Origin of the sequence: Pseudomonas sp. FP198, assembly GCF_030687895.1 — a bacterium.
In the GTDB taxonomy this organism is placed as follows: Bacteria; Pseudomonadota; Gammaproteobacteria; order Pseudomonadales; family Pseudomonadaceae; genus Aquipseudomonas.
On sequence record NZ_CP117452.1, the window covers coordinates 2,027,622 to 2,053,434 of the forward strand.

Below are 25,813 nucleotides of genomic sequence, written 5' to 3' on the forward strand. Positions count from 1 at the left end.
AGAACATTTATGAGCTTGAATCCTAGAGACGTCGTGATTGTCGACTTCGGTCGTACGCCGATGGGCCGCTCCAAGGGCGGCATGCACCGAAACACCCGTGCCGAGGACATGTCGGCGCACCTGATCAGCAAGCTGCTGGAGCGCAACGCCAAGGTCGACCCCAACGAGGTCGAGGACGTGATCTGGGGCTGTGTGAACCAGACCCTGGAGCAGGGCTGGAACATCGCCCGCATGGCTTCGCTGATGACCCAGATCCCTCACACCGCGGCCGGCCAGACCGTCAGCCGCCTGTGCGGTTCGTCCATGAGCGCGCTGCACACCGCCGCCCAGGCGATCATGACCGGCAACGGTGATGTATTCGTCGTCGGCGGTGTCGAGCACATGGGCCACGTGAGCATGATGCACGGCGTCGATCCGAATCCGCACATGTCGCTGTACGCGGCAAAAGCTTCGGGCATGATGGGCCTGACCGCGGAAATGCTCGGCAAGATGCACGGCATCACCCGCGAACAGCAGGACGCCTTTGGCGTGCGCTCCCACCAGCTCGCCCACAAGGCGACGGTGGAAGGCAAGTTCAAGGATGAAATCATCCCGATGCAGGGTTACGACGAGAACGGCTTCCTGAAGCTGTTCGACTACGACGAGACCATTCGTCCGGAAACCACCCTGGAAAGCCTGGCGACGTTGAAGCCGGCCTTCAATCCAAAGGGCGGCACCGTGACAGCTGGTACTTCGTCGCAGATCACCGATGGTGCCTCGTGCATGATCGTGATGTCGGCCCAGCGTGCCCAGGACCTGGGCATCCAGCCGATGGCGGTGATTCGTTCGATGGCCGTCGCCGGTGTGGATCCCGCAATCATGGGCTATGGTCCAGTACCGGCCACGCAGAAAGCCTTGAAGCGCGCGGGCCTGAGCATCTCCGACATCGACTTCTTCGAGCTCAACGAAGCTTTCGCCGCACAGGCCCTGCCAGTGCTGAAAGATCTGAAAATACTCGACAAGATGAACGAGAAGGTTAACCTGCACGGCGGCGCCATCGCCCTGGGTCATCCGTTTGGCTGCTCCGGTGCGCGTATCTCCGGCACGCTGCTCAACGTCATGAAGCAGAACGGCGGCACTTTTGGGGTGTCCACCATGTGCATTGGCCTCGGCCAAGGCATCGCCACCGTCTTCGAGCGCATCTAAGCGTCACGTCGATGGAAGCCGGGGCCAAGTGCCCCGGTTTTTGTTTTTCTGGGTTTTCAACAAGAAAAATTTTGTTTTTATTTTGGAAAGATTCAGCGAGGGCCAAAGCATGCCGATACAACCTGGGCTCTACCAACATTACAAAGGTCCGCAGTACCGCGTATTCAGTATCGCGCGGCACTCCGAGACCGAGGAAGAAGTGGTCTTCTATCAAGCCCTGTATGGCGATTACGGTTTCTGGGTGCGTCCGTTGAGCATGTTCCAGGAGTCCGTCGAGGTTGACGGCGAACAGGTGCCACGCTTTGCTTTGGTGCAGGCCGAGGAGAGCATTTTTTCCAGGCCTTGAGGCCGACATGAGGGCGAGCCTGCCCTTGACCTCACCTTGCAGCCACTATATATAGCGGTGCCGCGTCAGGCGCCAACCGCCTTTCACTTTTTAGAATTCAGGAATTTTCTGATCCATGGGCAAATCGCTGGTCATTGTGGAATCCCCGGCTAAGGCCAAGACCATCAACAAGTATCTGGGTAACCAATACGTGGTGAAGTCGAGTATCGGCCATATCCGAGACCTGCCCACCAGCGGTTCGGCTAGCGCCAGCAAAGAGCCTGCTGCCAAGCGCGGCAAGGCTGCCGCGGGCGAAGCGCCAGCGTTGTCGCCGAAGGAAAAGGCGCGCAAGCAGCTGGTCTCGCGCATGGGGGTTGATCCGGAACACGGCTGGAAAGCCAAGTACGAGATCCTCCCGGGCAAGGAAAAGGTCATCGAAGAGCTGCGCCGGCTCGCCAAGGATGCCGACACCATCTATCTCGCGACGGACTTGGACCGCGAAGGGGAAGCCATTGCCTGGCACCTGCGCGAAGCCATCGGTGGTGATGACAGCCGCTACAAGCGTGTGGTGTTCAACGAAATCACCAAGAAGGCCATCCAGGAAGCCTTCTCCCAGCCGGGCGAGCTGGATATCGATCGGGTCAACGCCCAACAGGCGCGACGTTTCCTTGACCGCGTGGTGGGCTACATGGTCTCGCCATTGCTATGGGCCAAGATCGCCCGCGGCCTGTCCGCCGGACGTGTACAATCGGTCGCGGTGAAACTGGTAGTGGAGCGCGAGCGGGAAATCCGCGCGTTCATCCCTGAAGAATACTGGGAAGTCCACGCTGATCTGGGTACCGCCAAGGGCGCCACCGTGCGCTTCGAAGTGGCCCGCGAGAAAGGCGAGGCCTTCAAGCCGCTCAATGAAGCGCAGGCCATGGCCGCGCTGGAGAAGCTCAAGGCTTCGAACTACAGCATCGTCAAGCGTGAAGACAAGCCCACCAGCAGCAAGCCTTCGGCGCCGTTCATCACGTCCACGCTGCAGCAGGCCGCGAGTAACCGCCTGGGCTTCGGCGTGAAAAAAACCATGATGATGGCCCAGCGTCTGTACGAAGCAGGCTACATCACCTACATGCGTACCGACTCGACCAACCTCTCGGTCGATGCCGTGGCGATGGCGCGCACTTATATAGAAAGCGAGTTCGGCAAGAAATACCTGCCGGAAACGCCAAACGTCTACAGCAGCAAGGAAGGCGCCCAGGAGGCTCACGAAGCAATTCGTCCATCCGACGCCAATACCACGCCGAGCAAGCTGTCTGGCATGGAGCGCGATGCCGAGCGTCTCTACGAGCTGATCTGGCGCCAGTTCCTGGCTTGCCAGATGCTGCCGGCCCAATACCTGTCGACCACCGTCAGCGTCGGTGCTGGCGACTTCGAGCTGCGTGCCAAGGGCCGTATCCTGAAATTCGACGGCTACACCCGTGTCATGCCGCAGATCACCAAGCCGGGGGATGACGATGTCCTGCCTGACATGGCCCAGGGCGACGTGATGAAACTGCTCAAGCTGGATCCGACCCAGCACTTCACCAAGCCGCCGGCGCGGTATTCGGAAGCCAGTCTGGTCAAGGAAATGGAAAAGCGTGGCATCGGTCGCCCTTCGACTTATGCGGCTATCATTTCGACGATCCAGGATCGCGGCTACGTGGCGCTGCACAACCGTCGTTTCTATTCGGAAAAGATGGGCGACATCGTGACCGAGCGCCTGTCCGAGAGCTTCTCGAACCTGATGGACTACGGCTTCACCGCCGGCATGGAAGAGAACCTCGATGACGTGGCCCAGGGTGAGCGGGACTGGAAAAACGTGCTCGACGAGTTCTACGGCGACTTCAAGAAGAAGCTCGAAGTGGCAGAAAGCCCTGACAGTGGCATGCGCGCCAACCAGCCGGTGATGACTGATATTCCATGCCTGACCTGCGGCCGACCGATGCAGATCCGCACGGCTTCGACCGGCGTTTTCCTCGGATGCTCGGGCTACAGCCTGCCGCCAAAGGAACGCTGCAAGGCAACGGTCAACCTGGTGCCCGGTGATGAAATCGCTGCGGACGACGAAGGTGAATCGGAATCCCTGGTGCTGCGCGGCAAGCATCGCTGCCCGATCTGCAGCACGGCAATGGACGCCTATCTGCTGGATGAAAAGCGCAAGCTGCACATCTGCGGTAACAACCCGGATTGCGCCGGTTACGAGATCGAAGAGGGGAGCTACCGCATCAAGGGCTATGAAGGTCCGAGCCTGGAATGCGACAAGTGCGGCAGCGAGATGCAGCTCAAGACCGGGCGTTTCGGCAAGTTCTTCGGTTGTACGAACCCGACCTGCAAGAACACCCGCAAGCTGCTCAAGAGCGGCGATGCGGCACCGCCAAAAATGGACCCGGTGAAGATGCCCGAGCTCAAGTGCGAGAAGGTCAATGACACCTACATCTTGCGCGACGGGGCTTCTGGCCTGTTCCTGGCGGCGAGCCAGTTCCCGAAAAATCGTGAAACCCGTGCGCCGTTGGTCATGGAGATCGTCCCGCACAAGGACGAAATCGATCCGAAGTATCACTTCCTTTGCGACGCACCGCAGAAAGATCCGGACGGCCGCCCGGCGGTGATTCGCTACAGCCGCAAGACCAAGGAGCAATACGTGCAGACCGAGGTTGACGGCAAGCCTACCGGCTGGAAGGCGTTTTACGACGGCGGCAAGTGGACCGTCGAAGACAAGCGCTGATCGGGATGGCCTGAGGGCCTTTGATGGCGAGGGAGCTTGCCCTCGCTCGCCGACGTGGTCGTCGTCCTACACTTCAGGCAAAAAAAGGCCGCATGACAACCTATAGGTTTCCATGCGGCCTTGCTGTTTTTGGCTTGCAGTGGCCTCGGTTGATCCACGACACTGTCGCACCTGCGTGACGCTTTTATTTCGTTGGGGAGATGCCGCCATGGCCCACGAACTCTATACCCGCACCAATCAGAAAATTTATTTCGCCGGCCTTTCGCTTGAAGCGCTTGCGCGGGCGGAGGATGGGCGTGCAATGAATTCCCCCGCGCTGATCCAGGCGGGACGCGAATCAGCGTTGTTTCATCTGTACGGTGCGTTGTTGGGCCTGTGCCACGAAATCGCCGGTTTTTATCGCTTGCCCCAGGCGAATGCGTCACGGGCCGAGCTGGTGTTGACTCGTGAGGTGCTGGAAACCATCGCAATTCCGGAGCTGGCCGAAATGGTCGAGCTGGCGCAGAACCCCGAAACCTGGCTGGCCAGATTGCTGGCCGCCCACCAGGCGCTGTTCCAGCCACCACGGGCTCCGCGCAAGCCCAAGGGCGACGTGACCCAGCCGCTGATCGTGGCGGTCAATCTTGACGAAGAAGAGCCAGAGCAAGAGCTGAATCGGGAAGAGTTGGAGAGCTGGCGGCAGAATCTCAAGAACCTGGCCATTCGCTTTCGCGAAGGGTTGAACGAGTGCTGAGTTCAGTCCGTCCCGTAACGTTCGCTAACGACGCTTGGTCAAGATCCCGAGCGAAGCCTGGCCGATGACTATATAATCCCCGCCTTTCGTGGAGAACAGACTTTTATGCCTACGTCCTTTCTAGAAATTGTCGAGCTTCCTGATGGCCGCATCGAGCTGCGCCGGGCCGAAGACGAGGGGTCTCTGGTTACCCTGAACTTCTCTGAGGACGCCAAGGTATTCCTGCAAGGTCAACACGTTGAGGTCGCCAAGGCGATGCTGAGCGTGGGTGTCCAAATGGCCGGCCGCCTGGTTGAAGGCGAATTCAACAAGGAAGAGGGGCCACGGGTTCTTCATTGATCCCGTTCGGTAACTTTTGAGATCTGGTAGCTGTTCTGGCTTCTCTGCCCTGGAGAAGCCCTGCGTTTGTCTTAGCCCAATCGAATATTCAGGCTTTGTGCGTCCCCGGTGCGTGCGGCGCTGATCAACTGTTGGCGAGCTGTCGCGGTCAGGGGATTGAGCCAGCTGACCACCGTATGACTGCGACCCAGGCGCAACGCTTCGCACGTCAATTGCTGGGCGCTCTGTGTGCCGCGCGGTTGCAATAGCAGGATCCGCTCGCGATTGAGACCGGCATCCCGCAACCAGGCCTGGGTAACGCTGGCGGGTGGCGCGATCAGCGTCAGCCAGCGAGCGTCCTGGTCCTGGCTCAACTCCCGCAGAATAGGTGCCAGCAGGTTCAGGCAATTCCCGGCCGCACCACGCAACGACAATTCGCTGAAGGCCTCGGGCTCGACGCCCCAAGGCGATTCGATGACCTCTTTCAGGACTGGAACCAGCGGTTGGGCCATGAATGCCTCGAACAGCGGAAGTTGCGTGTGCTGTGGTGTGTGAGGGAATTGCATAAAGCCTCCTTTAGCGGCGAATGACGCCGACACTCAAGCCTTCGATGACCAGGTCCTGATCTTTCAGGTCCACTTCGATGGGGGCGAACTCGGGATTTTCGGCTATCAGCCAGACCTTGCTGCCATCGCGCTTGAACCGCTTGACGGTGACTTCGTCGCCGATGCGCGCCACCACGATCTGCCCGTTGCGAGCCTCGCGGGTGGTGTGAACAGCCAGAAGGTCGCCGTCGAAAATGCCGATATCCTTCATGCTCATACCGTGCACGCGAAGAAGGTAATCAGCCCTTGGGTGAAAGAACGAGGGGTTGATGTTGCAGGATTCTTCAACGTGCTGCTGGGCTAGGATCGGAGCGCCAGCGGCTACGCGGCCGATGATCGGCAACGTGGTTTCGTCAGCCTTGGCTTCGAAACCGGGGATGCGAATGCCTCTCGAGGCACCGGGCGTCATCTCGATCGCGCCCTTGCGAGCTAGTGCCTTGAGGTGTTCTTCCGCCGCGTTGGGCGACTTGAAACCCAATTCCTGAGCGATTTCCGCGCGGGTTGGCGGGTAGCCATTGTCTTCGAGGCAACGTTTGATGAAGGCCAGAATCTCTGCTTGGCGTGGCGTCAGCTTTAGCATATCGATCGCTCTGTCTTTTTATACAGTGACTGGGATTATATACAGTGCGAGCCGCTTGGCAATGCCCCTTTTTTCGTGCGCCGCTCGACGGTCGTTTCGGCCGCTATGAAGGGCAGGGCTACAGCCCGGATGAAGGTGTGGTTAAATAGCTGACCGAGCGTTCGCAAAACGTCCCGGCAGGCTTGACAAGCCCAGGGCTGAAACGTATGTTTCAAACAAGTGTTTGTCAGGCGGAGTAGCCATGGCCCAGTCGGAAACCGTTGAACGCATTCTCGATGCTGCCGAGCAGTTGTTCGCGGAAAAAGGTTTTGCCGAAACCTCTTTGCGTCTGATCACCAGCAAGGCCGGGGTGAACCTGGCTGCGGTGAACTATCACTTCGGTTCCAAGAAGGCGCTGATCCAGGCGGTGTTCTCACGTTTCCTCGGGCCGTTCTGTATCAGCCTCGACCGTGAACTGGAACGTCGTCAGGCCAAGCCTGACGTCAAGCCCACCCTGGAAGAGCTGCTCGAGATCCTGGTCGAGCAGGCCCTCGTGGTCCAGCCACGCAGTGGCAATGATCTTTCCATCTTCATGCGCCTTTTGGGCCTGGCCTTCAGTCAAAGCCAGGGTCACCTGCGGCGCTACCTGGAAGACATGTACGGCAAAGTGTTCCGTCGCTACATGCTGCTGGTCAATGAAGCGGCGCCACGCATACCACCGATCGAACTGTTCTGGCGCGTGCATTTCATGCTTGGCGCCGCTGCGTTCAGCATGTCCGGGATCAAGGCGCTGCGGGCCATCGCCGAAACCGATTTCGGCGTGAATACATCCATCGAACAGGTCATGCGTCTGATGGTGCCATTCCTGGCCGCCGGCATGCGTGCCGAAAGCGGCGTCACAGATGAGGCAATGGCGACAGCGCAGTTGCGTCCTCGCAGCAAATCCGTCCCGGCGCTCGCCAAGGCGTAAGGCCACGGGTGGGCGCGGCTGCTTACATCCGCTAAGCTAGCCGCCCATGCTGATTCTGCCTTTGAGTTCGTATCAAATTTCATCGCCGATGCGCGACCTGCCAGGCCTGGAGCCTGGCGGCGTCATCGTGCAAGCGTCGCCGTGCGCATCCATCGTTATTAAGGAATTGCTATGACTGCTGGCCTGCAAGGCTCGTTGATGGTGGACGTCGCCGGTACCTGGCTGACGGCCGAGGATCGCCATCTGTTGCGTCAGCCCGAAGTGGGCGGCTTGATCATCTTCGCTCGCAACATCGAGCATCCGCGCCAGGTGCGCGAGCTGAGTGCGGCGATCCGCGCCATTCGTCCCGACCTGTTGCTGGCGGTCGATCAGGAAGGGGGGCGTGTCCAGCGCCTGCGCCAAGGGTTCGTGCGTCTGCCGGCGATGCGGGCCATTGCCGATAACCCGAATGCCGAATACCTGGCCGAACAATGCGGCTGGATCATGGCCACCGAGGTGCTGGCGGTCGGCCTCGATCTGAGTTTCGCCCCGGTGCTGGATCTCGATTATCAGCGCAGTGCCGTGGTTGGCAGTCGTTCATTCGAGGGCGATCCCGAACGCGCCGCATTGCTGGCCGGTGCCTTCATTCGGGGCATGAACACCGCGGGCATGGCCGCCACGGGCAAGCATTTTCCTGGGCACGGCTGGGCCGAGGCGGATTCCCATGTGGCCATCCCCAATGATGAGCGCAGCCTGGAACAGATCCGCGCCAACGATCTGCTGCCGTTTGCCAGGCTGAGCAAGCAGCTTGGCGCCGTGATGCCTGCCCATGTGATCTATCCGCAAGTCGATGCCAGCCCGGCCGGGTTTTCCCGACGTTGGCTGCAGGACATCCTGCGGGGCGAGTTGCAGTTCGACGGGGTGATTTTCAGTGATGACCTGTCAATGGCCGGTGCCCATGTGGTGGGTGATGCCGCGAGTCGTATCGAGGCTGCATTGACCGCCGGTTGCGACATGGGATTGGTGTGCAACGACCGCGCTGCCGCAGAGTTGGCTTTGAGCGCCGCCCAGCGCTTGAAGATCAAGCCGTCGGCGCGGATCGCCCGCATGCGTGGCCAAGCCTTCGCAAGTATCGAGTATCGCCAGGATCCACGCTGGCTGACAGCGATCGGCGCATTAAAAGCTGCCCAACTGATCGATTAAGGACGTTTGTCATGACCGTTTACGCAATTATCGGCGGCACTGGCCTGACCCAGCTGGAAGGCCTGACCATTCGCCAGTCCCTGGCGGTGGAAACGCCCTATGGCGCGCCATCGGCCGACGTGCAGATTGGCGAATATGCCGGGCGTGAGGTGCTGTTCCTGGCCCGTCATGGCCATCCTCATCGTTTTCCGCCGCACCAGGTCAACTATCGCGCCAATCTCTGGGCTCTGAAGCAGGCGGGTGCCGAGGCCATCCTGGCGGTCAACGCCGTGGGCGGGATCCACGCGGCGATGGGCACCGGACATTTCTGCGTGCCCCATCAGTTGATCGATTACACCAGTGGCCGCCAGCACACGTATTTTGCCGATGACCTGGAAGCGGTTACCCATATCGATTTCAGCTATCCCTACACGGAGACGCTGCGCCAGAAGTTGATTGCCGCCCTGGCCGCCGAGGGCTGCGGCTACAGCAGCCACGGCGTCTATGCCTGCACGCAGGGGCCGCGCCTGGAAACGGTGGCTGAAATCGCCCGCCTGGAGCGTGATGGTTGCGACATCGTCGGCATGACGGGCATGCCGGAAGCAGCATTGGCTCGCGAGCTGGAGCTGGACTACGCGTGCCTGGCTCTGGTGGTTAACCCGGCGGCAGGCAAATCCACGGCGGTGATCACCATGGCCGAGATCGAGCAGGCGCTGCATGACGGGATGGGGAAGGTGAAGTCGACCTTGGCGCGGGTGCTAGCGGCAGGCTGAACCGGTCATCTTGACGCAGGGTGGGAGCGAGCCTGCTCGCGAAGCGGCTAACCGTTGTTACGAGGGTGGCTGTGCAGTAGCCATCGCGAGCGGGCTGCTCCCACAGGCATAAACGAACCTCAGCGCTTCTCCAGCTTATCCGGCAGCGGTGCGAACAAGGCCTCGATGTCTTCGTTCTGCAGTTTCCAGTCCCCGGCCACGCGCCCATCCAGCACGCCGGCCGCGAGATCGGACTTTTCCTTCTGCAGCAGTTGGATCTTTTCTTCCACTGTTCCCCGGGCTATCAGCTTGTAGACGAATACCGGCTTCTCCTGGCCGATGCGATAAGCGCGGTCGGTTGCCTGGTTTTCGGTGGCCGGGTTCCACCACGGGTCGTAGTGAATCACCGTGTCCGCTTCCGTCAGGTTCAGACCCACGCCGCCGGCCTTCAGGCTGATCAGGAAAATCTGCCGCTTGCCGCTCTGGAATTCCTTCACCGGAGTGCGTCGGTCCCGGGTCTGGCCGGTCAGGATGGCGTATTCCACACCGCGCTTTTTCAGTTCGTCTTCGATCAGCGCCAGCATGGACGTGAACTGGGAAAACAGCAGCACCCGCCGACCTTCTTCAAACAACTCCTCGAGCATCTCCATCAGGCTGTCGAGCTTGCCCGACGCACTGCCTCGGGCTGGCAGGGCGGCGTCGCTGATCAGGCGCAGGTCGCAGCACACCTGGCGCAGCTTGAGCAGCGCCTCGAGGATGATGATCTGGCTGCGCGCCACGCCTTTGCGGGTGATCTCGTCACGCACCTTCTTGTCCATCGCCAGGCGCATGGTTTCATAGACATCCCGTTGGGCGTCGCTGAGTTCGACCCAATGGATGATCTCGGTCTTGGGCGGTAATTCGGTTGCCACCTGTTCCTTGGTCCTGCGCAGCAGAAACGGTTTTATCCGACCGTTAAGGTGCTGCAATCGTGCGGCGCTCCCGCGTTTTTCGATCGGCACGCGGTAGTCGCGGTTGAATTCCTTGATGTCGCCGAGCCAGCCCGGCAACAGGAAATGAAACAGCGACCACAATTCACCCAGGTGGTTTTCCAGCGGTGTCCCGGACAGGCACAACCGCTGCCGGGCATCGAGTTCACGGGCGGCCTGGGCGGCCTTGCTGGTGGGGTTCTTGATGTACTGGGCTTCATCCAGGATCAATACGTGCAGCGGTTGCGCTTTAAGGCGCTCGACATCCTTGGGCAGCAATGCATAGGTGGTCAGGATCAGGTCGTAATCGGCCAACCGCTCGAAATGTTTCTTGCGTCCGGCGCCGTACAGGGCCAATACCTTGAGCTGCGGGGTGAAGTGGCTGGCTTCATCGAGCCAGTTGGGAATCAGGCTCGTCGGCATCACCACCATGCACGGCCTGTCGAGGCGGCCGGCGTTTCTTTCGCTAAGGATGTGCGCCAGGGTCTGTAGGGTTTTGCCCAGGCCCATGTCATCCGCGAGAATGCCGCCAACCTCCAGTTGTCGTAGCGATTGCATCCAGCTCAGGCCTTCGAGCTGATAGGGCCGCAGCGTTGCGTTCAAGCCTTCCGGTGCCGCCGCGGTGTAGTCCTTGATGTCGCGCAGCCGCTGGGCCAGGCCCCGGATGTGTTCGCCCCCTTCCCAGCGCAGCGGCATGTCTTGCAGCGGGTTCAGGCGCAGGGCGTCCGCGCTGTTCAGGCGCAGTTTGATGGTGCCGGGTTCTTGCAGGTAAAACTCGCCGAGGGTCGCCAGCACCGGCTTCAGGCGTCCATAGGGCAGGGCCACTTGCTGCGGGCCGAATTCCGAATTGGGACGGTGCGGCAGGTTGACCAGGATGAGTTCGTCATCGCGGCGCCGGGCCAGGCGTTCCGGGTTGAACAGCTCGATGTGCGAGCGCATCAGGTTCAGCAGGATCGGCAGCAGGCTCAAGCGCTCGCCGTTGACGATGATCCCCAGTTCCAGATCAAACCAGTCTCGCTCCGGAGTTTCCTCGACGGTGGCGTACCACTCGTCCACGGCCGTCAGGTCGAAGCCGAAGTCTTCGTCGATCTGCAACTCCCAGCCTTGGTTGCGCAGTTTTGGCAGGTCATTGAGGGTAAAGGTCAGCCAGGCGCTGTCGTTGACCATCTCGTAAAGCTCGCCGGCGCTTTCCGGCAGCGCCTTGCTTTGCCGGGTGGCGACCTTGAAGCCGAGGATTCGCAGTTGTTCGCGGTAGGACTGTTCCACATCGGTCTGGCGTTTTATGCGCAGCGTCTGGGTTTCCTGGCGAATCATTACGTCGGTGTTGCGCTGGCCACTGACGTATTCGTCCAGGTAGCTGAAGGACAGGGCCGCGCGGTGCTGGATGTAGCGCTGCATCTTGCCGTTGCGCGGCTCGAAAGCGCTGAACTCGATACTCGCCAGCCACAGGCGCGGCAGCGGTTGCACGTTGTCCACGAGCACCTGCGGCGGGGCCTTGGGGCTGCGGTTGTCGAGCACGGTCTGGAGTTTTTCCAGCAGATGCGCGTCTTTCTCGGCGGCTGGGTAGGCCAGGGTTTCCTGGACCTGCAACAAGACCGCCGCGCAATGTTTGCAGTTGATGCGCACCGGGCAGGAGCAGGCCGCTTCGAGCAGGATCAGCGTGCCCTTGGCTGACTCCTTGAGGCGAATGGTCTGACGATAGACGCTGCCGCCAGAGCCTTCGCAGCTGGCGATGATGGTGCTGTCTCCGGTCTCGACGATCCTGACGCGATTTTCCAGCGCGTATCGGCGTCCGCGCTCCAGGCTTTGTTCCTTGAATCGATTGACCCAGGAGGGTGCCAGGGGTTTGCTCAGGGGCGAGGGCATAGGCGCGCCGGTCAGTCCGGAATCGCTTCGGGCGCCTGCCGTGGCGCGGGCGCGGTCAGCGAGGTGATCTTGATCAGCAGGCCGAGGTGACCGTTATCGAGGAAATTCAACTGGCCGTTCTTGGTGTGGCTCTGTTGCTTGAGGCGTTCGCTGGCGGTGACCAGGCCATTGGCGTCGATCTGGTTGACCCAGAAGTCGGCGTCGACGTCGGTAAAGCGGCCCAGTTTCAGTTCCAGGGTGCCCTCGATGGGAAACTGGCCAAACTGTTCGGCGCCGGCGCTGACGGCGACCTTGCTGCCCTGTTCGCCCAGGTTCTGTTGCCAGGCCTTGTGCATCAGCACGCTGTATTGGCCGCTGGCGTTGAGTTTTTCGACGATATTGCCCAATGCTGGCGTGCGCTGGCTGTCCGTGGGCAGGCGTTGTGCGCCGGCGTCCCAGTCTTCCGGCGCGGCGCGACTGAGAATCGCCGGCTCGGCATTCTGGCGAACCAGGATCATTTCCACCTGATACAGGTCGTCGGCGAAGGCCAGGGGGGCGACCAGGGTCAGCAACAACGTCAAGGAGCGAAACAGGCGCATTGGGCGTCCTTCAAGCAGTGGTCGGAGTGAGGCGCTCGAACAGCGCCTCCACGGTATTAAAACGCTCTTCCGGGCGTTCCATGGGCACCATGAACTTGAACATCGTGGCGCCTTCGAACTTGTAGCGTTTGGGCTGGCCCTGGATCAGCTTGATCAGCACCAGCGGATCGACCGGCGTCTGGGCTTCGAATTCGATGCGGCCGCCGTTGGGCCCGCCGTCGACTTTTTTGATGCCCAGTTGCTCGGCCTTGAGCTTGAGCAGCGTGGTGCGCACCAGGTTCTTGGTCGGCTCCGGCAACAGCCCGAAGCGGTCGATCATCTCCACCTGCAAGTCCTTGAGACCTTCCTCGTCGGTGGCCGAGGCGATGCGTTTGTAGAGGATCAGCCGCGCATGGACGTCCGGCAGATAGTCTTCCGGGATCAGCGCCGGCACCCGCAGGTTGATCTCCGGCCCGCCCCCCAGGGGCTGGTCGAGGTTCGGTTGCTCGCCCTTGCGAATCGACTTGACCGCGCGTTCGAGCATTTCCATGTACAGCGTGAAGCCGACGGCCTGGATCTGGCCGCTCTGGCCGTCGCCGAGCAATTCGCCGGCACCGCGGATTTCCAGGTCATTGGTGGCCAGCACGAAGCCGGCGCCGAGGTCCTGGGTGTTGGCGATGGCCTCCAGGCGCTTTTCCGCGTCTGGGGTGATCTGCTGGCGCGGCGGCGTCAGCAGGTAGGCATAGGCCTGGTGGTGGCTACGGCCGACCCGGCCGCGCAACTGGTGCAACTGGGCCAGGCCGAACTTGTCGGCGCGCTCGATGATGATGGTGTTGGCGCTCGGCACGTCGATGCCGGTCTCGATGATAGTCGAGGCGATCAGCACGTTGAAACGCTTGTGATAGAAGTCGCTCATCACCTGTTCGAGTTCGCGCTCGCGCATCTGTCCGTGGCCGATGCCGATACGGGCTTCCGGCACCAGCTCGGCGAGGTCGGCGGCACATTTCTCGATGGTCTTCACGTCGTTGTGCAGGTAGTAGACCTGGCCGCCACGCAGCAACTCCCGCAGCAGCGCTTCCTTGACCGTGCTCTTGTTTTGCTCCATCACGAACGTACGCACCGACAGGCGGCGGGCCGGCGGCGTGGCGATGATCGACAGGTCACGCATGCCCGACACCGCCATGTTCAGCGTGCGCGGGATTGGCGTGGCCGTCAGGGTCAGGATGTCGACTTCGCTGCGCAGGGCCTTGAGCTGTTCTTTCTGGCGCACGCCGAAACGGTGTTCTTCGTCGATGATCACCAGCCCGAGGCTTTTGAATTTCACGTCGTCCTGGAGCAATTTGTGCGTGCCGATGACGATGTCGATCTTGCCTTCGGCCAGGTCGGCCACGGCGGCATTCACTTCCTTGGTCGACTTGAAGCGGCTCATCACTTCCACGGTCACTGGCCAGTCGGCGAAGCGGTCGCGGAAACTGTTGTAGTGCTGCTGGGCGAGGAGGGTGGTCGGCACCAGGATCGCCACCTGCTTGCCGCCATGCACGGCGATGAACGCGGCGCGCATCGCCACTTCGGTCTTGCCGAAGCCGACGTCGCCGCACACCAGCCGGTCCATCGGCTTGGGGGCGAGCATGTCGGCGCGCACGGCTTCGATGGTGGTCTGCTGGTCGACGGTTTCCTCGAACGGGAAGCCAGCGCTGAAGGTTTCGTAATCGGCTTTCGGATCGGCGAACGCGTAGCCTTCGCGCGCGGCGCGACGGGCGTAGATGTCAAGCAATTCGGCGGCCACGTCGCGCACCTGTTCGGCGGCCTTGCGCTTGGCTTTCTGCCAGGTTTCCGAGCCCAGGCGATGCAGCGGCGCCAGCGCATCGTCGCTGCCGGTGTAGCGGGCGATCAGGTGCAGGTTCGCCACCGGCACGTAGAGTTTGGCGCCCTCGGCGTATTCCAGAGTGAGGAATTCGGCGGCCTGGTTTTCGATCTCCAGTGTCGCCAGGCCCAGGTAGCGGCCCACGCCGTGGTCGATGTGCACCACCGGCGCGCCCTCGCGCAGCTCGGTGAGGTTCTTGATGACCGCGTCGTTGGCAGCGTCGGCGCGCTTCTCGCGACGGCGACGCTGCATCACCCGCTGGCCGAACAACGGGCTCTCGGCGACCAGTGCCAGGGCGGGATCATCCAGGACCAGCCCGTCATTGAGCGGCGCGATGGTGATTGCCAGGCGCTCCTTGCCAGCGACGAAATCCGGCCAGCTGTCGACAGTCTTCGGTCGCAGCTTCAGGCGTTCGAGTAGCTCCAGCAATACTTCGCGACGGCCGGCGGACTCGGCGGTGAACAGCACGCGGCCAGGGAATTGGTCGAGGAAACCGGCCAGGGCCGCCAACGGTTGCGTGGCCTTGGCTTCGATTGCCAGGTCCGGCAGCGGTCTGGCGGGGAAGCGTTCGCGACCGACGCCGGTTTCCACGTCCTGTTGGCTCGCCACCACGCGCGGCCAGCTCTTGAGGCGGGCGAAGCAGTCTTCAACCGGCAGGAACAACTCGGCGGGTGGCAATAGAGGACGGGACGGGTCGACACGCCGCTCTTCGTAGCGGTTGCGCACGTCATTCCAGAAGTTTTCCGCCGCTTGCTCGATGCCGGGCAGGGAAAACACCTGGGTGTCCTGGGGCAGGTAATCGAACAGGGTGGAGGTTTCTTCGAAGAACAGCGGCAGGTAATACTCGATACCGGCCGGGGTGATGCCGCTGCTCAGGTCCTGGAAGATCGGGCAGCGTCGGAAGTCCACGTCGAAGCGTTCGCGAAACCGCGCCTTGAAACGCGTCACCGCGTCTTTCTGCAGGGGGAATTCCTTGGCCGGCAACAGGCGGATCGACTGCACTTTGTCGATGGAGCGCTGGTTTTCCGGATCAAAGGTGCGCAAGGTCTCGATCTCGTCATCGAACAGGTCGATGCGATAGGGCAATTTGCTGCCCATCGGGAACAGGTCGATCAACGCGCCGCGGACCGTGAACTCGCCGTGTTCGTACACGGTATCGACGTAGCGATAGCCGCTGGCCTCAAGCCGGGTGCGCATTTGCTCGACGTCGAGCTTCTGGCCGATGTCCAGCACCAGGCTGCTGCCCAGCAGGAATTGGGTCGGCGCCAGGCGATGTAGGGCTGTGGTAATCGGCACTACCAAAACGCCATGACTGAGCTCCGGCAGCCGGTAAAGGCTGGCGATGCGCTGGGAAATGATGTCCTGGTGCGGCGAAAAAAGGTCGTAGGGCAGGGTTTCCCAGTCCGGGAAATGCAGCACTGGCAAATCCGGGGCGAAGAAAGCCAACTCCTGTTCCAGCCGTTCAGCGCTTTGGCTGTCGGCGGTCAATAGCAGGGTAAAGCGCTTTGCAGCGCTGGCAGCCTCGGCGATAGCCAGGCTCAGGGCGGCACCGGGCAGGTTGCCCCAGTGCTGTTTACCTGCCGCGGCAGGGAGAAGCGGAAGACGCAGAACGGGCACGGAAGGTTGAGCTCCAGCGTTGCGACAAAGTCGACAATTGTAGCGGGGGAAGGGGGCTTCTGTCAGTCGCGGACTATGCTGCAGGAACGCAAAACCACGGCGCGACGGGCGCGCATTGCTCCGCCGATGACTCGGCGGCATAATGTAGCCCCTTTTTTCAGCCCCTACATGTGGAAGGTTACCGTGACTCAGAAGCCCGACCAGTGTCTTGGTGAATGGATTGATCGTGAAGCACTCGCAGAAGCGATGATCCCTCTCATCGGTCAGCTCTACCGCAATAACAACGTGGTGAGCTCGATCTATGGCCGCAGCCTGATCAACCAGTCTGTCATCGCGATCCTCAAGGCCCACCGCTTTGCTCGCCACCGTTCTTCCGACGACAGCGAACTCTCCGTCCACGAAACATTCCCCCTGCTCAAGGCGATGAGCGAGCTCAAGCTCGGCGCGGCCTCGGTGGACCTGGGCAAGCTGGCGTTCAAATTCCGTAACGAAGCCAATGGCCGTAGCGCCGAACAGTTCGTGCGCGAAGAAATGGCTGACGTGGTTGGTCAGCAGAACGCTTCGGCTCGTAAAGGTACCGACGTGGTCCTGTACGGCTTCGGTCGTATCGGCCGTCTGCTGGCGCGTATCCTGATCGAGAAAACCGGTGGTGGCGACGGCCTGCGCCTGCGCGCCATCGTCGTGCGCAAGGGCGCCGAGAACGACCTGACCAAGCGTGCCAGCCTGCTGCGCCGCGATTCGGTGCATGGTTCCTTCAACGGCACCATCACCATCGACGAAGAAAACAACACCATCACCGCCAACGGTAACCTGATCCAGGTGATCTACGCGAAGAACCCGACCGAGGTGGATTACACCCAGTACGGCATCAAGGACGCCCTGCTGGTGGATAACACCGGTGTATGGCGTGACGCCGACGGCCTGGGCCAGCACCTGGCCTGCCCGGGTATCGACCGCGTTGTCCTGACTGCACCTGGCAAGGGCAAGCTGAAGAACATCGTTCACGGTATCAACCACACCGAAATCACCGCTGACGACAAGATCATCTCCGCCGCTTCCTGCACCACCAACGCCATCGTGCCGGTGCTCAAAGCCGTGAATGACAAGTTCGGCATCATCAACGGTCACGTCGAAACCGTTCACTCGTACACCAACGACCAGAACCTGATCGACAACTTCCACAAGGGCGATCGCCGTGGCCGTAGCGCCGCGTTGAACATGGTCATCACCGAAACCGGTGCCGCCACTGCTGCTGCCAAGGCCTTGCCTGAGCTCGCTGGCAAACTGACCGGCAACGCCATTCGGGTGCCGACGCCGAACGTGTCGATGGCCATTCTCAACCTGAACCTTGAGAAAGCCGCCACTCGTGAAGAGATGAACGAGTACCTGCGCTACATGGCGCTGCACTCCGACCTGCACAAGCAGATCGACTTCGTCAACTCGCAGGAAGTGGTGTCCACTGACTTCGTCGGTTCGCGCCACGCTGGCGTTGTCGATGCCGAAGCGACCATCGTCCAGGACAATCGTGTCGTCCTGTACGTCTGGTATGACAACGAGTTCGGCTACAGCTGCCAGGTAGTTCGCGTAATGGAAGACATGGCTGATGTGAATCCGCCTGCGTTTCCGCGCTAAGTAAGCATTAGCTGCTGGTAAAAAAAACGCCCCGACTTGTCGGGGCGTTTTTTTGTCTGGGTTTATGTCGTTTGGGAGTGCCTCTCTCAGGCGCCGCCGCCGACGACTGAGGCCTGCGCCGTGCGCAGCTCATGGCGATTACCCTTGAACAGTACCAACGTCGCAATCAACCCCAGCACCGCCGCGCCACTGAGCCAGATTCCCGGCGCGGCTTTGTTATCCAGCACATGGATCAGATAGGTACAGGCCGCCGGCGTGAACCCGCCAAACGTTGCCGTCGCCAGGCTATAGGCCAGGGAAAAGCCGGTAGTACGTACTTCAATCGGCATGATTTCCGTCAGGGCGACCACCATGGCGCCGTTGTACGATCCATACAGGAACGACAACCACAGCTCGACGATCAGTAAATGGCTGAAGCTGGGGTTCGCCACCAGCCAGGATAGCGCCGGGTAGGCGGTCAGGATCGCCAGGATTGTCGCAGCCAGCAGCAGGGGTTTGCGCCCGATCTTGTCGGAAAGCGCGCCCATGACCGGTAGCCAGAAGAAGTTCGACAAGCCGATACACACCGTGACCAGCAGCGCATCCAGGTCAGACAGGTTGAGCTCGGCCTTGCCAAATGTCGGCGTGTAGGCCGTGATCAGGTAGAACGACACCGTGGTCATCACCACCAGTGCCATGCCGGCCAGGACAATGCCGAAGTTCTGGCCAATGGAGCGGACGATTTCCGACAGGGTAGGGCGGTGTTTTCTCGCCTGGAATTCCGGCGTTTCTTCCAGCGAGCGGCGAATTACAAAAATGACCGGCACGATCAGGCAACCGATCAGGAACGGCACCCGCCAGCCCCATTCGCCCATTTCCTGCGGGCTCAGCCAGTGATTGAGGCCAACCCCCAGCAGACCGGCGAAGACCACGGCGGCCTGTTGGCTGGCGGACTGCCAACTGACAAAAAAGCCCTTGCGCCCCGGCGTAGAGATTTCCGCCAGGTACACCGAGACCCCACCGAGTTCTACGCCTGCGGAAAAGCCCTGCAGCAATCGGCCCAGCAATACCAGCAGCGGTGCCGCCACGCCCAACGTGGCGTAACCCGGTACACAGGCGATCAGCACCGTGCCGGCGGCCATCATCGCGAGCGTGATGATCAGGCCTTTGCGCCGGCCGTGACGGTCGATGTAGGCGCCAAGGAAGATCGCGCCCAGCGGACGCATCAGGAACCCGGCGCCGAATGTCGCCAGGGACAGCATCAGCGAGGCGAAGGCACTGTCGGTCGGGAAGAATGTCTTGGCGATGGCTGTGGCGTAGAAGCCATAGACCATGAAGTCGAACATCTCCAGGAAGTTGCCGCTGACAACGCGAAAAATCGCCTTGCCGTTGCTCGTGTTGGAAGGCATGTGTAGGACTCACTCTGGCAATCTTGTATGAAAGCGCTGCAATCCCACAGGGGTTTTTTGCATGCGCTGTAGCCCATAATGGCCGGCGTGGTTTTGTGGGGAGATGAAGATTTGTTAACTGGACGATGGATTGGGCTTGTGATGCTGGCCGGCGTTGTGTCCGGCTGCGGCCGGGGCGATACCCTGGAACGCTTCGATGGCCCGACCATGGGCAGCCGTTATTCCGTCCAGTACGTCAGGCATGCCGCCACGCCCGGTCCGAACGTGGTGCAGACCGAGGTGGGAAAAATTCTCGCTGAAGTGGATCGGCTTTTTTCCACCTATCGCAGCGATTCGGACATCGAGCGCTTCAATGCCCTGCCTGCCGGCAGTTGCCTGGCCATGCCGGGACCGGTGCTTGAACTTGTCCGGGTGGGTGAGCAGTTATCTTCGCAAAGCCATGGCGCGTTCGATCTGACGGTGGAGCCTTTGCTGAACCTGTGGGGCTTCGGCCCGCAATCCCGGCGAGAGGCGGTGCCCAGCGCCGAGGCCCTGGCCCTGGCGCGACGACAGGTTGGCCATGGCTACTTGCGGATCGAAGGCGAGCGGTTATGCAAGGACGCCGCGGTGGAAGTCGATTTCAACAGCATCGCGGCCGGTTATGCCGTCGATCGCATCGCCGCGAGGCTCCAGGCGCTGGGCATCGACAGCTACCTGGTCGAGGCGACCGGTGAACTCAAGGCCGTCGGGCACAAGCCGGATGGATCGGCCTGGCGCATCGCCCTGGAAGAGCCTCGGAACGATCGGCAAATGGCTGAGCGTGTCATCGAGGTCAACGGCTACGGGGTTTCGACGTCGGGCGACTATCGTAAATATTTCGAGCAGGGCGGCAAGCGTTACTCCCACACCTTTGATGCGCGCACCGGGGCGCCGGTCCTACACAACCTGGCGTCAGTCACGGTAATTCATCCTTCGGCGATGTTGGCCGATGGACTATCGACGCTGTTGCTGATTCTCGGTCCCGAAGAGGGTTGGGACTATGCTCAGGAGCACGGCATCGGAGTATTTTTTGTGCTGCGCGATGGGGAGCGTTTTGTCGTACGCACAAACGATGGGTTTGAACGGATGGTCGGCGGAAAAACCCAATAGATCGTCCAGCAATGAATCCGTGGCGAGGGAGCTTGCTCCCGCTTGAGTGCGAAGCGCTCACAAAAGGGCCGCTGCGCAGCCCAGCGGGAGCAAGCTCCCTCGCCACGATGATGCAGGCGAACTTGATTGAGCGGTGACAGCGTCATGAAAGCCCACCTGTGGCGAAATAGCGCAGGCAGAGGGGGCGTTCTCAATTAGTTTCCCCACCGCGCCGGGTCTGCTGTTGTGCAGGGCAAGGCGCGAGAAGCGCGGTTTGGTCATTCCAAATAAGCTTCGAGCAACGCAGCCCTGCACAACAGCAGGCCCGGCCCTCCGGGTTGCGCCTTAAAGCGGGCCATGCTGCGTTGCAGGCCTTGGAAAGGGAATACCATTCCCAGCGGCCTGCGCCTTGCCTGGCCCGCTTTAAGGCACAACGAGGTGGGGAAACTAATTGAGAACGCCCCCTAGCCTACGACGCGACCAAGGGGTAATGTGCGCGGCGTTGACGCTTCTATAGACTGTGGCCGGGCGCGTGAACCGGTCCCAAATTGTTCCTTCATGCCGCCGGCCGGCATGATTTAGCCGTCGGTGCCAACTGTGGCATCGCGGCCTGTTCTGAGGAGTACGCATGGCTGTCTACAACTACGACGTGGTGGTACTGGGTTCCGGCCCGGCGGGGGAAGGTGCGGCAATGAACGCCGCCAAGGCAGGGCGCAAGGTGGCGATGGTCGACAGCCGTCGGCAGGTTGGCGGCAACTGCACCCACTTGGGTACCATCCCGTCCAAGGCCTTGCGTCACTCGGTCCGGCAGATCATGCAGTTCAACACTAACCCGATGTTCCGGGCGATCGGCGAGCCGCGCTGGTTCTCCTTCCCGGACGTGCTCAAGAGCGCCGAGAAGGTGATTTCCAAGCAAGTGGCCTCGCGTACCGGCTACTACGCCCGCAACCGTGTGGACGTGTTCTTCGGCACCGGCAGCTTTGCCGACGAGCAAACGGTCGAAGTGGTCTGCGGCAATGGCGTAGTCGAGAAACTGGTGGCCAAGCACATCATCATCGCCACTGGCTCGCGTCCGTATCGCCCGGCGGACATCGATTTCAACCACGCACGTATCTACGATAGCGACACGATCCTGAGCCTGGGGCATACCCCGCGCAAACTTATCGTCTACGGTGCCGGCGTGATCGGTTGCGAATACGCCTCGATCTTCAGCGGCCTGGGCGTGCTGGTGGAACTGGTGGACAACCGTGGCCAGTTGCTGAGCTTCCTGGACTCGGAAATTTCCCAGGCTCTGAGCTACCACTTCAGCAACAACAACATCACCGTGCGCCACAACGAGGATTACGAACGCGTCGAAGGCGTGGACAACGGCGTGATCCTGCACCTCAAGTCCGGTAAGAAGATCAAGGCCGACGCCTTGCTCTGGTGCAACGGCCGCACCGGCAACACCGACACCCTGGGCCTGGAAAACATCGGCGTGAAGGTCAACAGCCGCGGCCAGATCGAAGTCGACGAGAACTACCGCACCTGCGTGCCGAACATCTACGGCGCCGGCGACGTGATCGGCTGGCCGAGCCTGGCCAGTGCCGCTCACGACCAGGGTCGTTCGGCCGCCGGCAGCATTGTCGACAACGGCAGCTGGCGTTTCGTCAATGACGTGCCGACCGGCATTTACACGATTCCGGAGATCAGCTCGATCGGCAAGAACGAGCAGGAGCTGACCCAGGCCAAGGTGCCTTACGAGGTCGGCAAGGCCTTCTTCAAGAGCATGGCGCGGGCGCAGATCGCCGGCGAGCCGCAAGGCATGCTGAAAATCCTGTTCCACCGCGAGACCCTGGAAGTGCTGGGCGTGCACTGCTTCGGCTACCAGGCCTCGGAAATCGTCCACATCGGCCAGGCGATCATGAACCAGCCGGGCGAGCTGAACACGTTGAAGTACTTCGTCAACACCACGTTCAACTACCCGACCATGGCCGAAGCCTATCGGGTAGCAGCCTACGACGGGCTCAACCGGCTTTTTTGAGCGGCTCCGGCCGGTGGCCTGAGCCGGCCGGGGAGACCGATTTCAGCAATTCTCAAGGGTGGCGGTGGCCAAACCGGGAAAGTCTGTAATCAGGCTGTCAGCGCCAAAGTCGGCGAGCCTGCGCATGAGCGCGGGTTCGTTGACGGTCCATACCGACACATGCAGCCCCTGGCGCTGCGCCTTGATCAGGCGTTCCGGCGTGCACAGGGTCCAGTTCAGCGCCAGAATCTCGCAGCCATAGCTCTGGGCGACCTTCAACGGGTCGAGCCAGGCGTATTCGGCCACCAGTCCACGGGAAATGTCCGGCGTCAGGTCCAGCGCGGCCTTGAGCACTTCCCTGGAGCTGGAAGTGATGGTGATCTTGTCCAGCAGGCCGAAGCGCTGGGCCATTTCCCGGATCCCCAGCACGGTGGCGGCGGCACGGGTGCGTGAGGCGCTTTTCACCTCCAGCTGCCAATGCTCGAAATCGCACTTCTCGAACAATTCCTCCAGGCGCGGGATCGGACAGGGCTTGATCCAGCCCGGGCCGCCCTTGCGTGCGTCATAGGTCACCAGCTCGGCGGCGGTGTGTTCGACCACCTTGCCGCGGCGATCGGTGGTGCGCTTGAGGGTCGGGTCGTGGATCACCATCAACTCGCCGTCCATGGACAGGTGCAGGTCCAGCTCGCAACGGCGTACGCCGTGCTTGAGGCATTCCTGGAAACCGGTGAGGGTATTTTCCGGTGCTTCGCCCTTGGCGCCGCGGTGGCCATAAATGAGGGTCACGGTTATTCCTTATCGATGCCAGATTCGTTCAGTTCCCGGGCCAGGCGCCGTTCCTGCGCCTGCTTCTGCAGGATGTAGCGGGCCAGCAATTGGCGCTGGGCGTCGGTCGGGTGCTCAAACTCGGTGCCTACGTCATAACCGTTGCCCTTGGGGTCGCAATGGGTGACGCGGGCGCGCAACAACAGCCCCAGGGCCTGGGGCATCAGCACCAGCTTGACCGACAGGTGGGCGCCGACGGCAATGGCGCTGGGGTATTGGAAATCGATGCCGCCTTCGGAAATGATCACCGGCTGGGGATCGCCGATTTCGCCGAGCACCGTTACGGCGATGACCTGGCTGAGCAGGTCGATGCGTTTGTTCATGGCCTTGAGGTAGGCCGCGATGCTGCGCTCGCGCTCGCTGATCTGGCGCAACAGGTGTTGTGATTCGAACTCGCTCAGGTGCAGCTCGCTGAGCAGGTTGAACAGTGGGGACTCATCCTGCAACACTTCCTGGCTGGCTGCTTCAGGAATGGACAGGGGCCGAATTTCCAGTGCGATCGTGTCCTCGATACGGTAGTATTCGCGACGATCTTCTTCATCTAATGTCGACATGGCGAACCCATGGTAGCGGCGGTGGTCTGAGTGTAAAGCTGGTTTGTGACCCCCGCCACAAGGACGTTCCTTTTCCCTCCGAACAAGCCCCGACATGTTCAGACCTCTCTTCGTATTCATCGGCACGCGTTATACCCGTGCAAAGCGTCGCAATCATTTCGTATCGTTCATTTCCCTGACGTCCATCATCGGCCTTGCCCTCGGCGTGGTCGTGATGATCGTCGTGCTGTCGGTCATGAATGGCTTCGACCATGAAATGCGCACCCGCGTGCTCGGCATGGTGCCCCACGCGACCCTCGAAACCGGCGAAGCCATCAGCGACTGGCCGAGCCTGGCCGCCAAGGTCAAGCAGAACCCGCAGGTGCTGGCCGTTGCGCCCTTCACCCAGATGCAGGGGCTGCTGACCAACGACGGCAAGGTCTCCAAGGTCTTGCTCAATGGCATCGATCCCGGGCTCGAGCGGCAGGTGTCGATCATCGACAACTTCATGCGGCAGGGCAAACTCGACGACCTCGCGCCGGGCAGCTTCGGTATCGTGATCGGCGACAAGGCGGCGACCAAGCTCGGCGTAGCCATCGGCGACAAGCTGACGTTTGTCGCGCCGGAAGTCACTGTCACTCCAGGTGGCATGTTCCCGCGCATGAAGCGCTTCACCGTGGTCGGCATCTTCCATGTCGGCGCCGGCGAGCTGGACGGTTACCTGGGGGTGACCAACCTTCAGGACCTCGCGCGCCTGCATCGCTGGAAGCCGGACCAGGTCCAGGGCCTGCGGTTGAAGTTCGACGACCTGTTCCAGGCGCCGCGCGTTGCATGGAACATCGCCCAGCAGCTCGGCGAAGACCGTTATTACGCCCGCGACTGGACCCGCACCCACGGCAACCTGTACCAGGCGATCCGCATGGAAAAAGCCATGATCGGCCTGCTCCTGTTGCTGATCGTCGCCGTGGCGGCGTTCAACATCATTTCCACGCTGGTGATGGTGGTGAACGACAAGAAAGGCGACATCGCCATCCTGCGCACCCTCGGCGCCACGCCGGGGCAGATCATGCGGATCTTCATGGTCCAGGGCACTGTCATCGGCGTCATCGGCACGTTTGTAGGCGCCTTGGTCGGGATGTTCGCCGCACTGAATGTCAGCGCCGCGATTGCCGCCCTCGAAGGGCTGATCGGGCACAAGTTTCTCAACGCCGACGTGTACTTCATCGACTACCTGCCCTCGCAGTTGCAGGCCGATGACGTGTTGATGGTCTGCGGCGCCGCGTTGATCCTGAGTTTCCTCGCCACCCTGTATCCAGCCTGGCGTGCCGCGCGCACCCAGCCGGCGGAGGCGTTACGTTATGAGTGAGTCGGGCATGAGTGAAAAAGCAATCTTGAGCTGCCGCAACCTGGGCAAGTCCTACGAGGAAGGCCCGGAGTCGGTGGTGGTGTTGTCGGGCCTGCAACTGGAGCTGCATCCCGGTGAGCGCGTGGCGATCGTCGGGACGTCCGGCTCGGGCAAAAGTACCTTGTTGAATTTGCTCGGTGGCCTCGATACGCCGACCGCTGGCAGCGTCTGGCTGGCGGGCGAAGAGCTTTCGGCGCTGAACGAAAAGGCCCGCGGCCTGTTGCGTAACCGCTCCCTGGGCTTCGTCTACCAGTTTCACCACCTGCTGCCCGAGTTCACCGCGCTGGAAAACGTCTGCATGCCGCTGTTGATCGGTCGCACCGCAATTCCCGAAGCCCGTCAGCGAGCTACGGCGTTGCTGGAGCGGGTGGGACTGGGCCATCGTCTGGAGCACAAGCCCGCTGAACTGTCCGGCGGCGAGCGCCAGCGCGTGGCGATTGCCCGGGCCCTGGTGAACAAGCCTGGGCTGGTGATGCTCGACGAGCCGACCGGCAACCTCGACTCCCACACCGCCCAGGGCATCCAGGACTTGATGCTGGAACTCAGCACCTCGATGCGCACGGCGTTCCTGGTGGTGACCCACGACATGAACCTGGCTCGACAGATGGACCGCGTCCTGCATTTGCAGGAAGGTTGCCTGACGCCCATCTGACCGACCGAAACCCGGTAGCTGATGACGGCGCCGGGTATTT

21 protein-coding genes are annotated in these 25,813 nt (G+C 61.3%); 13 read left to right on the forward strand and 8 right to left on the reverse strand.

Annotated elements, in window-relative coordinates; translation table 11 throughout:
- Nucleotides 1-9: 9 nt before the first annotated feature.
- The 5 genes from fadA to PSH78_RS09455 all read left to right on the forward strand — a co-directional run bounded on the left by fadA (nt 10) and on the right by PSH78_RS09455 (nt 5,331).
- Nucleotides 10-1,185: an acetyl-CoA C-acyltransferase FadA gene (gene fadA, locus PSH78_RS09435; RefSeq protein WP_305499994.1), complete on the forward strand. Its 1,176-nt coding sequence runs from the start codon at nt 10-12 to the stop codon at nt 1,183-1,185.
- A gap of 109 nt (nt 1,186-1,294) precedes the next feature.
- On the forward strand, nt 1,295-1,531 hold the full coding sequence (locus PSH78_RS09440) for a DUF1653 domain-containing protein (RefSeq protein ID WP_072389007.1): 237 nt from the start codon (nt 1,295-1,297) through the stop codon (nt 1,529-1,531).
- Between the two features lie 115 nt (nt 1,532-1,646).
- Nucleotides 1,647-4,259 (forward strand): type I DNA topoisomerase, encoded by a 2,613-nt coding sequence (gene topA, locus PSH78_RS09445; RefSeq protein ID WP_305499995.1) that lies wholly within the window; start codon nt 1,647-1,649, stop codon nt 4,257-4,259.
- Nucleotides 4,260-4,467: 208 nt separating this feature from the next.
- A complete protein-coding gene (locus PSH78_RS09450) occupies nt 4,468-4,992 on the forward strand; it encodes a DUF6586 family protein (protein ID WP_305499996.1) in 525 nt (174 codons plus the stop codon).
- Nucleotides 4,993-5,097: 105 nt separating this feature from the next.
- Complete coding sequence (locus tag PSH78_RS09455) at nt 5,098-5,331, forward strand: hypothetical protein (RefSeq protein WP_003183419.1); 234 nt, start codon at nt 5,098-5,100, stop codon at nt 5,329-5,331.
- A gap of 71 nt (nt 5,332-5,402) precedes the next feature.
- On the opposite strand, the gene sulA is transcribed toward PSH78_RS09455, so the two are convergent.
- Together sulA and lexA are read right to left on the reverse strand one after the other, a co-directional pair.
- Nucleotides 5,403-5,876 (reverse strand): SOS-induced cell division inhibitor SulA, encoded by a 474-nt coding sequence (gene sulA, locus PSH78_RS09460; protein ID WP_003199648.1) that lies wholly within the window; start codon nt 5,874-5,876, stop codon nt 5,403-5,405.
- Between the two features lie 10 nt (nt 5,877-5,886).
- Nucleotides 5,887-6,495: a transcriptional repressor LexA gene (gene lexA, locus PSH78_RS09465; RefSeq protein ID WP_186609823.1), complete on the reverse strand. Its 609-nt coding sequence runs from the start codon at nt 6,493-6,495 to the stop codon at nt 5,887-5,889.
- Nucleotides 6,496-6,736: 241 nt separating this feature from the next.
- Between lexA and PSH78_RS09470 the strand changes: the two genes are divergently transcribed.
- From PSH78_RS09470 to PSH78_RS09480, 3 genes are all read left to right on the forward strand, one after another.
- The gene (locus tag PSH78_RS09470) at nt 6,737-7,444 is read left to right on the forward strand and encodes a TetR/AcrR family transcriptional regulator (RefSeq protein ID WP_305500001.1); all 708 of its coding nucleotides are present in this window, start codon (nt 6,737-6,739) and stop codon (nt 7,442-7,444) included.
- A gap of 171 nt (nt 7,445-7,615) precedes the next feature.
- Entirely contained in the window at nt 7,616-8,626 is a 1,011-nt protein-coding gene (gene nagZ, locus PSH78_RS09475; protein ID WP_305500002.1) for a beta-N-acetylhexosaminidase, read from the forward strand.
- Between the two features lie 11 nt (nt 8,627-8,637).
- Nucleotides 8,638-9,378: an S-methyl-5'-thioinosine phosphorylase gene (locus PSH78_RS09480; protein ID WP_305500003.1), complete on the forward strand. Its 741-nt coding sequence runs from the start codon at nt 8,638-8,640 to the stop codon at nt 9,376-9,378.
- Between the two features lie 119 nt (nt 9,379-9,497).
- Here the strand turns inward: PSH78_RS09480 and PSH78_RS09485 are convergent, their stop codons facing one another.
- Genes PSH78_RS09485 through mfd form a run of 3 tightly spaced genes read right to left on the reverse strand, consistent with a single transcriptional unit; the run spans nt 9,498 to nt 16,229 of the window.
- Nucleotides 9,498-12,191 carry a DEAD/DEAH box helicase gene (locus tag PSH78_RS09485; protein ID WP_305500005.1) on the reverse strand — a complete coding sequence of 898 codons (2,694 nt, stop codon included), beginning with the start codon at nt 12,189-12,191 and terminating at the stop codon, nt 9,498-9,500.
- A gap of 11 nt (nt 12,192-12,202) precedes the next feature.
- The gene (locus PSH78_RS09490; RefSeq protein WP_305500007.1) at nt 12,203-12,769 is read right to left on the reverse strand and encodes a CsiV family protein; all 567 of its coding nucleotides are present in this window, start codon (nt 12,767-12,769) and stop codon (nt 12,203-12,205) included.
- 10 nt (nt 12,770-12,779) lie between these two features.
- Entirely contained in the window at nt 12,780-16,229 is a 3,450-nt protein-coding gene (gene mfd, locus PSH78_RS09495; RefSeq protein WP_305500009.1) for a transcription-repair coupling factor, read from the reverse strand.
- Nucleotides 16,230-16,397: 168 nt separating this feature from the next.
- Here mfd and PSH78_RS09500 point away from each other — a divergent pair, with 168 nt between their 5' ends.
- Nucleotides 16,398-17,861 carry a glyceraldehyde-3-phosphate dehydrogenase gene (locus PSH78_RS09500; RefSeq protein ID WP_305500011.1) on the forward strand — a complete coding sequence of 488 codons (1,464 nt, stop codon included), beginning with the start codon at nt 16,398-16,400 and terminating at the stop codon, nt 17,859-17,861.
- Nucleotides 17,862-17,947: 86 nt separating this feature from the next.
- Here the strand turns inward: PSH78_RS09500 and PSH78_RS09505 are convergent, their stop codons facing one another.
- Nucleotides 17,948-19,249 carry an MFS transporter gene (locus tag PSH78_RS09505; protein WP_305500013.1) on the reverse strand — a complete coding sequence of 434 codons (1,302 nt, stop codon included), beginning with the start codon at nt 19,247-19,249 and terminating at the stop codon, nt 17,948-17,950.
- Between the two features lie 141 nt (nt 19,250-19,390).
- On the opposite strand from PSH78_RS09505, the gene PSH78_RS09510 reads away from it, so the two are divergent.
- Both PSH78_RS09510 and sthA read left to right on the forward strand, forming a co-directional pair.
- Entirely contained in the window at nt 19,391-20,377 is a 987-nt protein-coding gene (locus tag PSH78_RS09510) for an FAD:protein FMN transferase (RefSeq protein ID WP_305500014.1), read from the forward strand.
- Nucleotides 20,378-20,984: 607 nt separating this feature from the next.
- Nucleotides 20,985-22,379 (forward strand): Si-specific NAD(P)(+) transhydrogenase, encoded by a 1,395-nt coding sequence (sthA, locus tag PSH78_RS09515; protein WP_245142796.1) that lies wholly within the window; start codon nt 20,985-20,987, stop codon nt 22,377-22,379.
- Nucleotides 22,380-22,421: 42 nt separating this feature from the next.
- On the opposite strand, the gene PSH78_RS09520 is transcribed toward sthA, so the two are convergent.
- Entirely contained in the window at nt 22,422-23,144 is a 723-nt protein-coding gene (locus PSH78_RS09520) for a glycerophosphodiester phosphodiesterase family protein (protein WP_003199672.1), read from the reverse strand.
- Between the two features lie 2 nt (nt 23,145-23,146).
- Nucleotides 23,147-23,737 carry a PilZ domain-containing protein gene (locus PSH78_RS09525; RefSeq protein ID WP_305500019.1) on the reverse strand — a complete coding sequence of 197 codons (591 nt, stop codon included), beginning with the start codon at nt 23,735-23,737 and terminating at the stop codon, nt 23,147-23,149.
- A 94-nt stretch (nt 23,738-23,831) separates the two neighbouring features.
- Between PSH78_RS09525 and PSH78_RS09530 the strand changes: the two genes are divergently transcribed.
- Together PSH78_RS09530 and lolD are read left to right on the forward strand one after the other, a co-directional pair.
- A complete protein-coding gene (locus tag PSH78_RS09530) occupies nt 23,832-25,082 on the forward strand; it encodes a lipoprotein-releasing ABC transporter permease subunit (protein ID WP_305500020.1) in 1,251 nt (416 codons plus the stop codon).
- 7 nt (nt 25,083-25,089) lie between these two features.
- Entirely contained in the window at nt 25,090-25,773 is a 684-nt protein-coding gene (gene lolD, locus PSH78_RS09535; RefSeq protein ID WP_162843734.1) for a lipoprotein-releasing ABC transporter ATP-binding protein LolD, read from the forward strand.
- Nucleotides 25,774-25,813 lie beyond the last annotated feature (40 nt).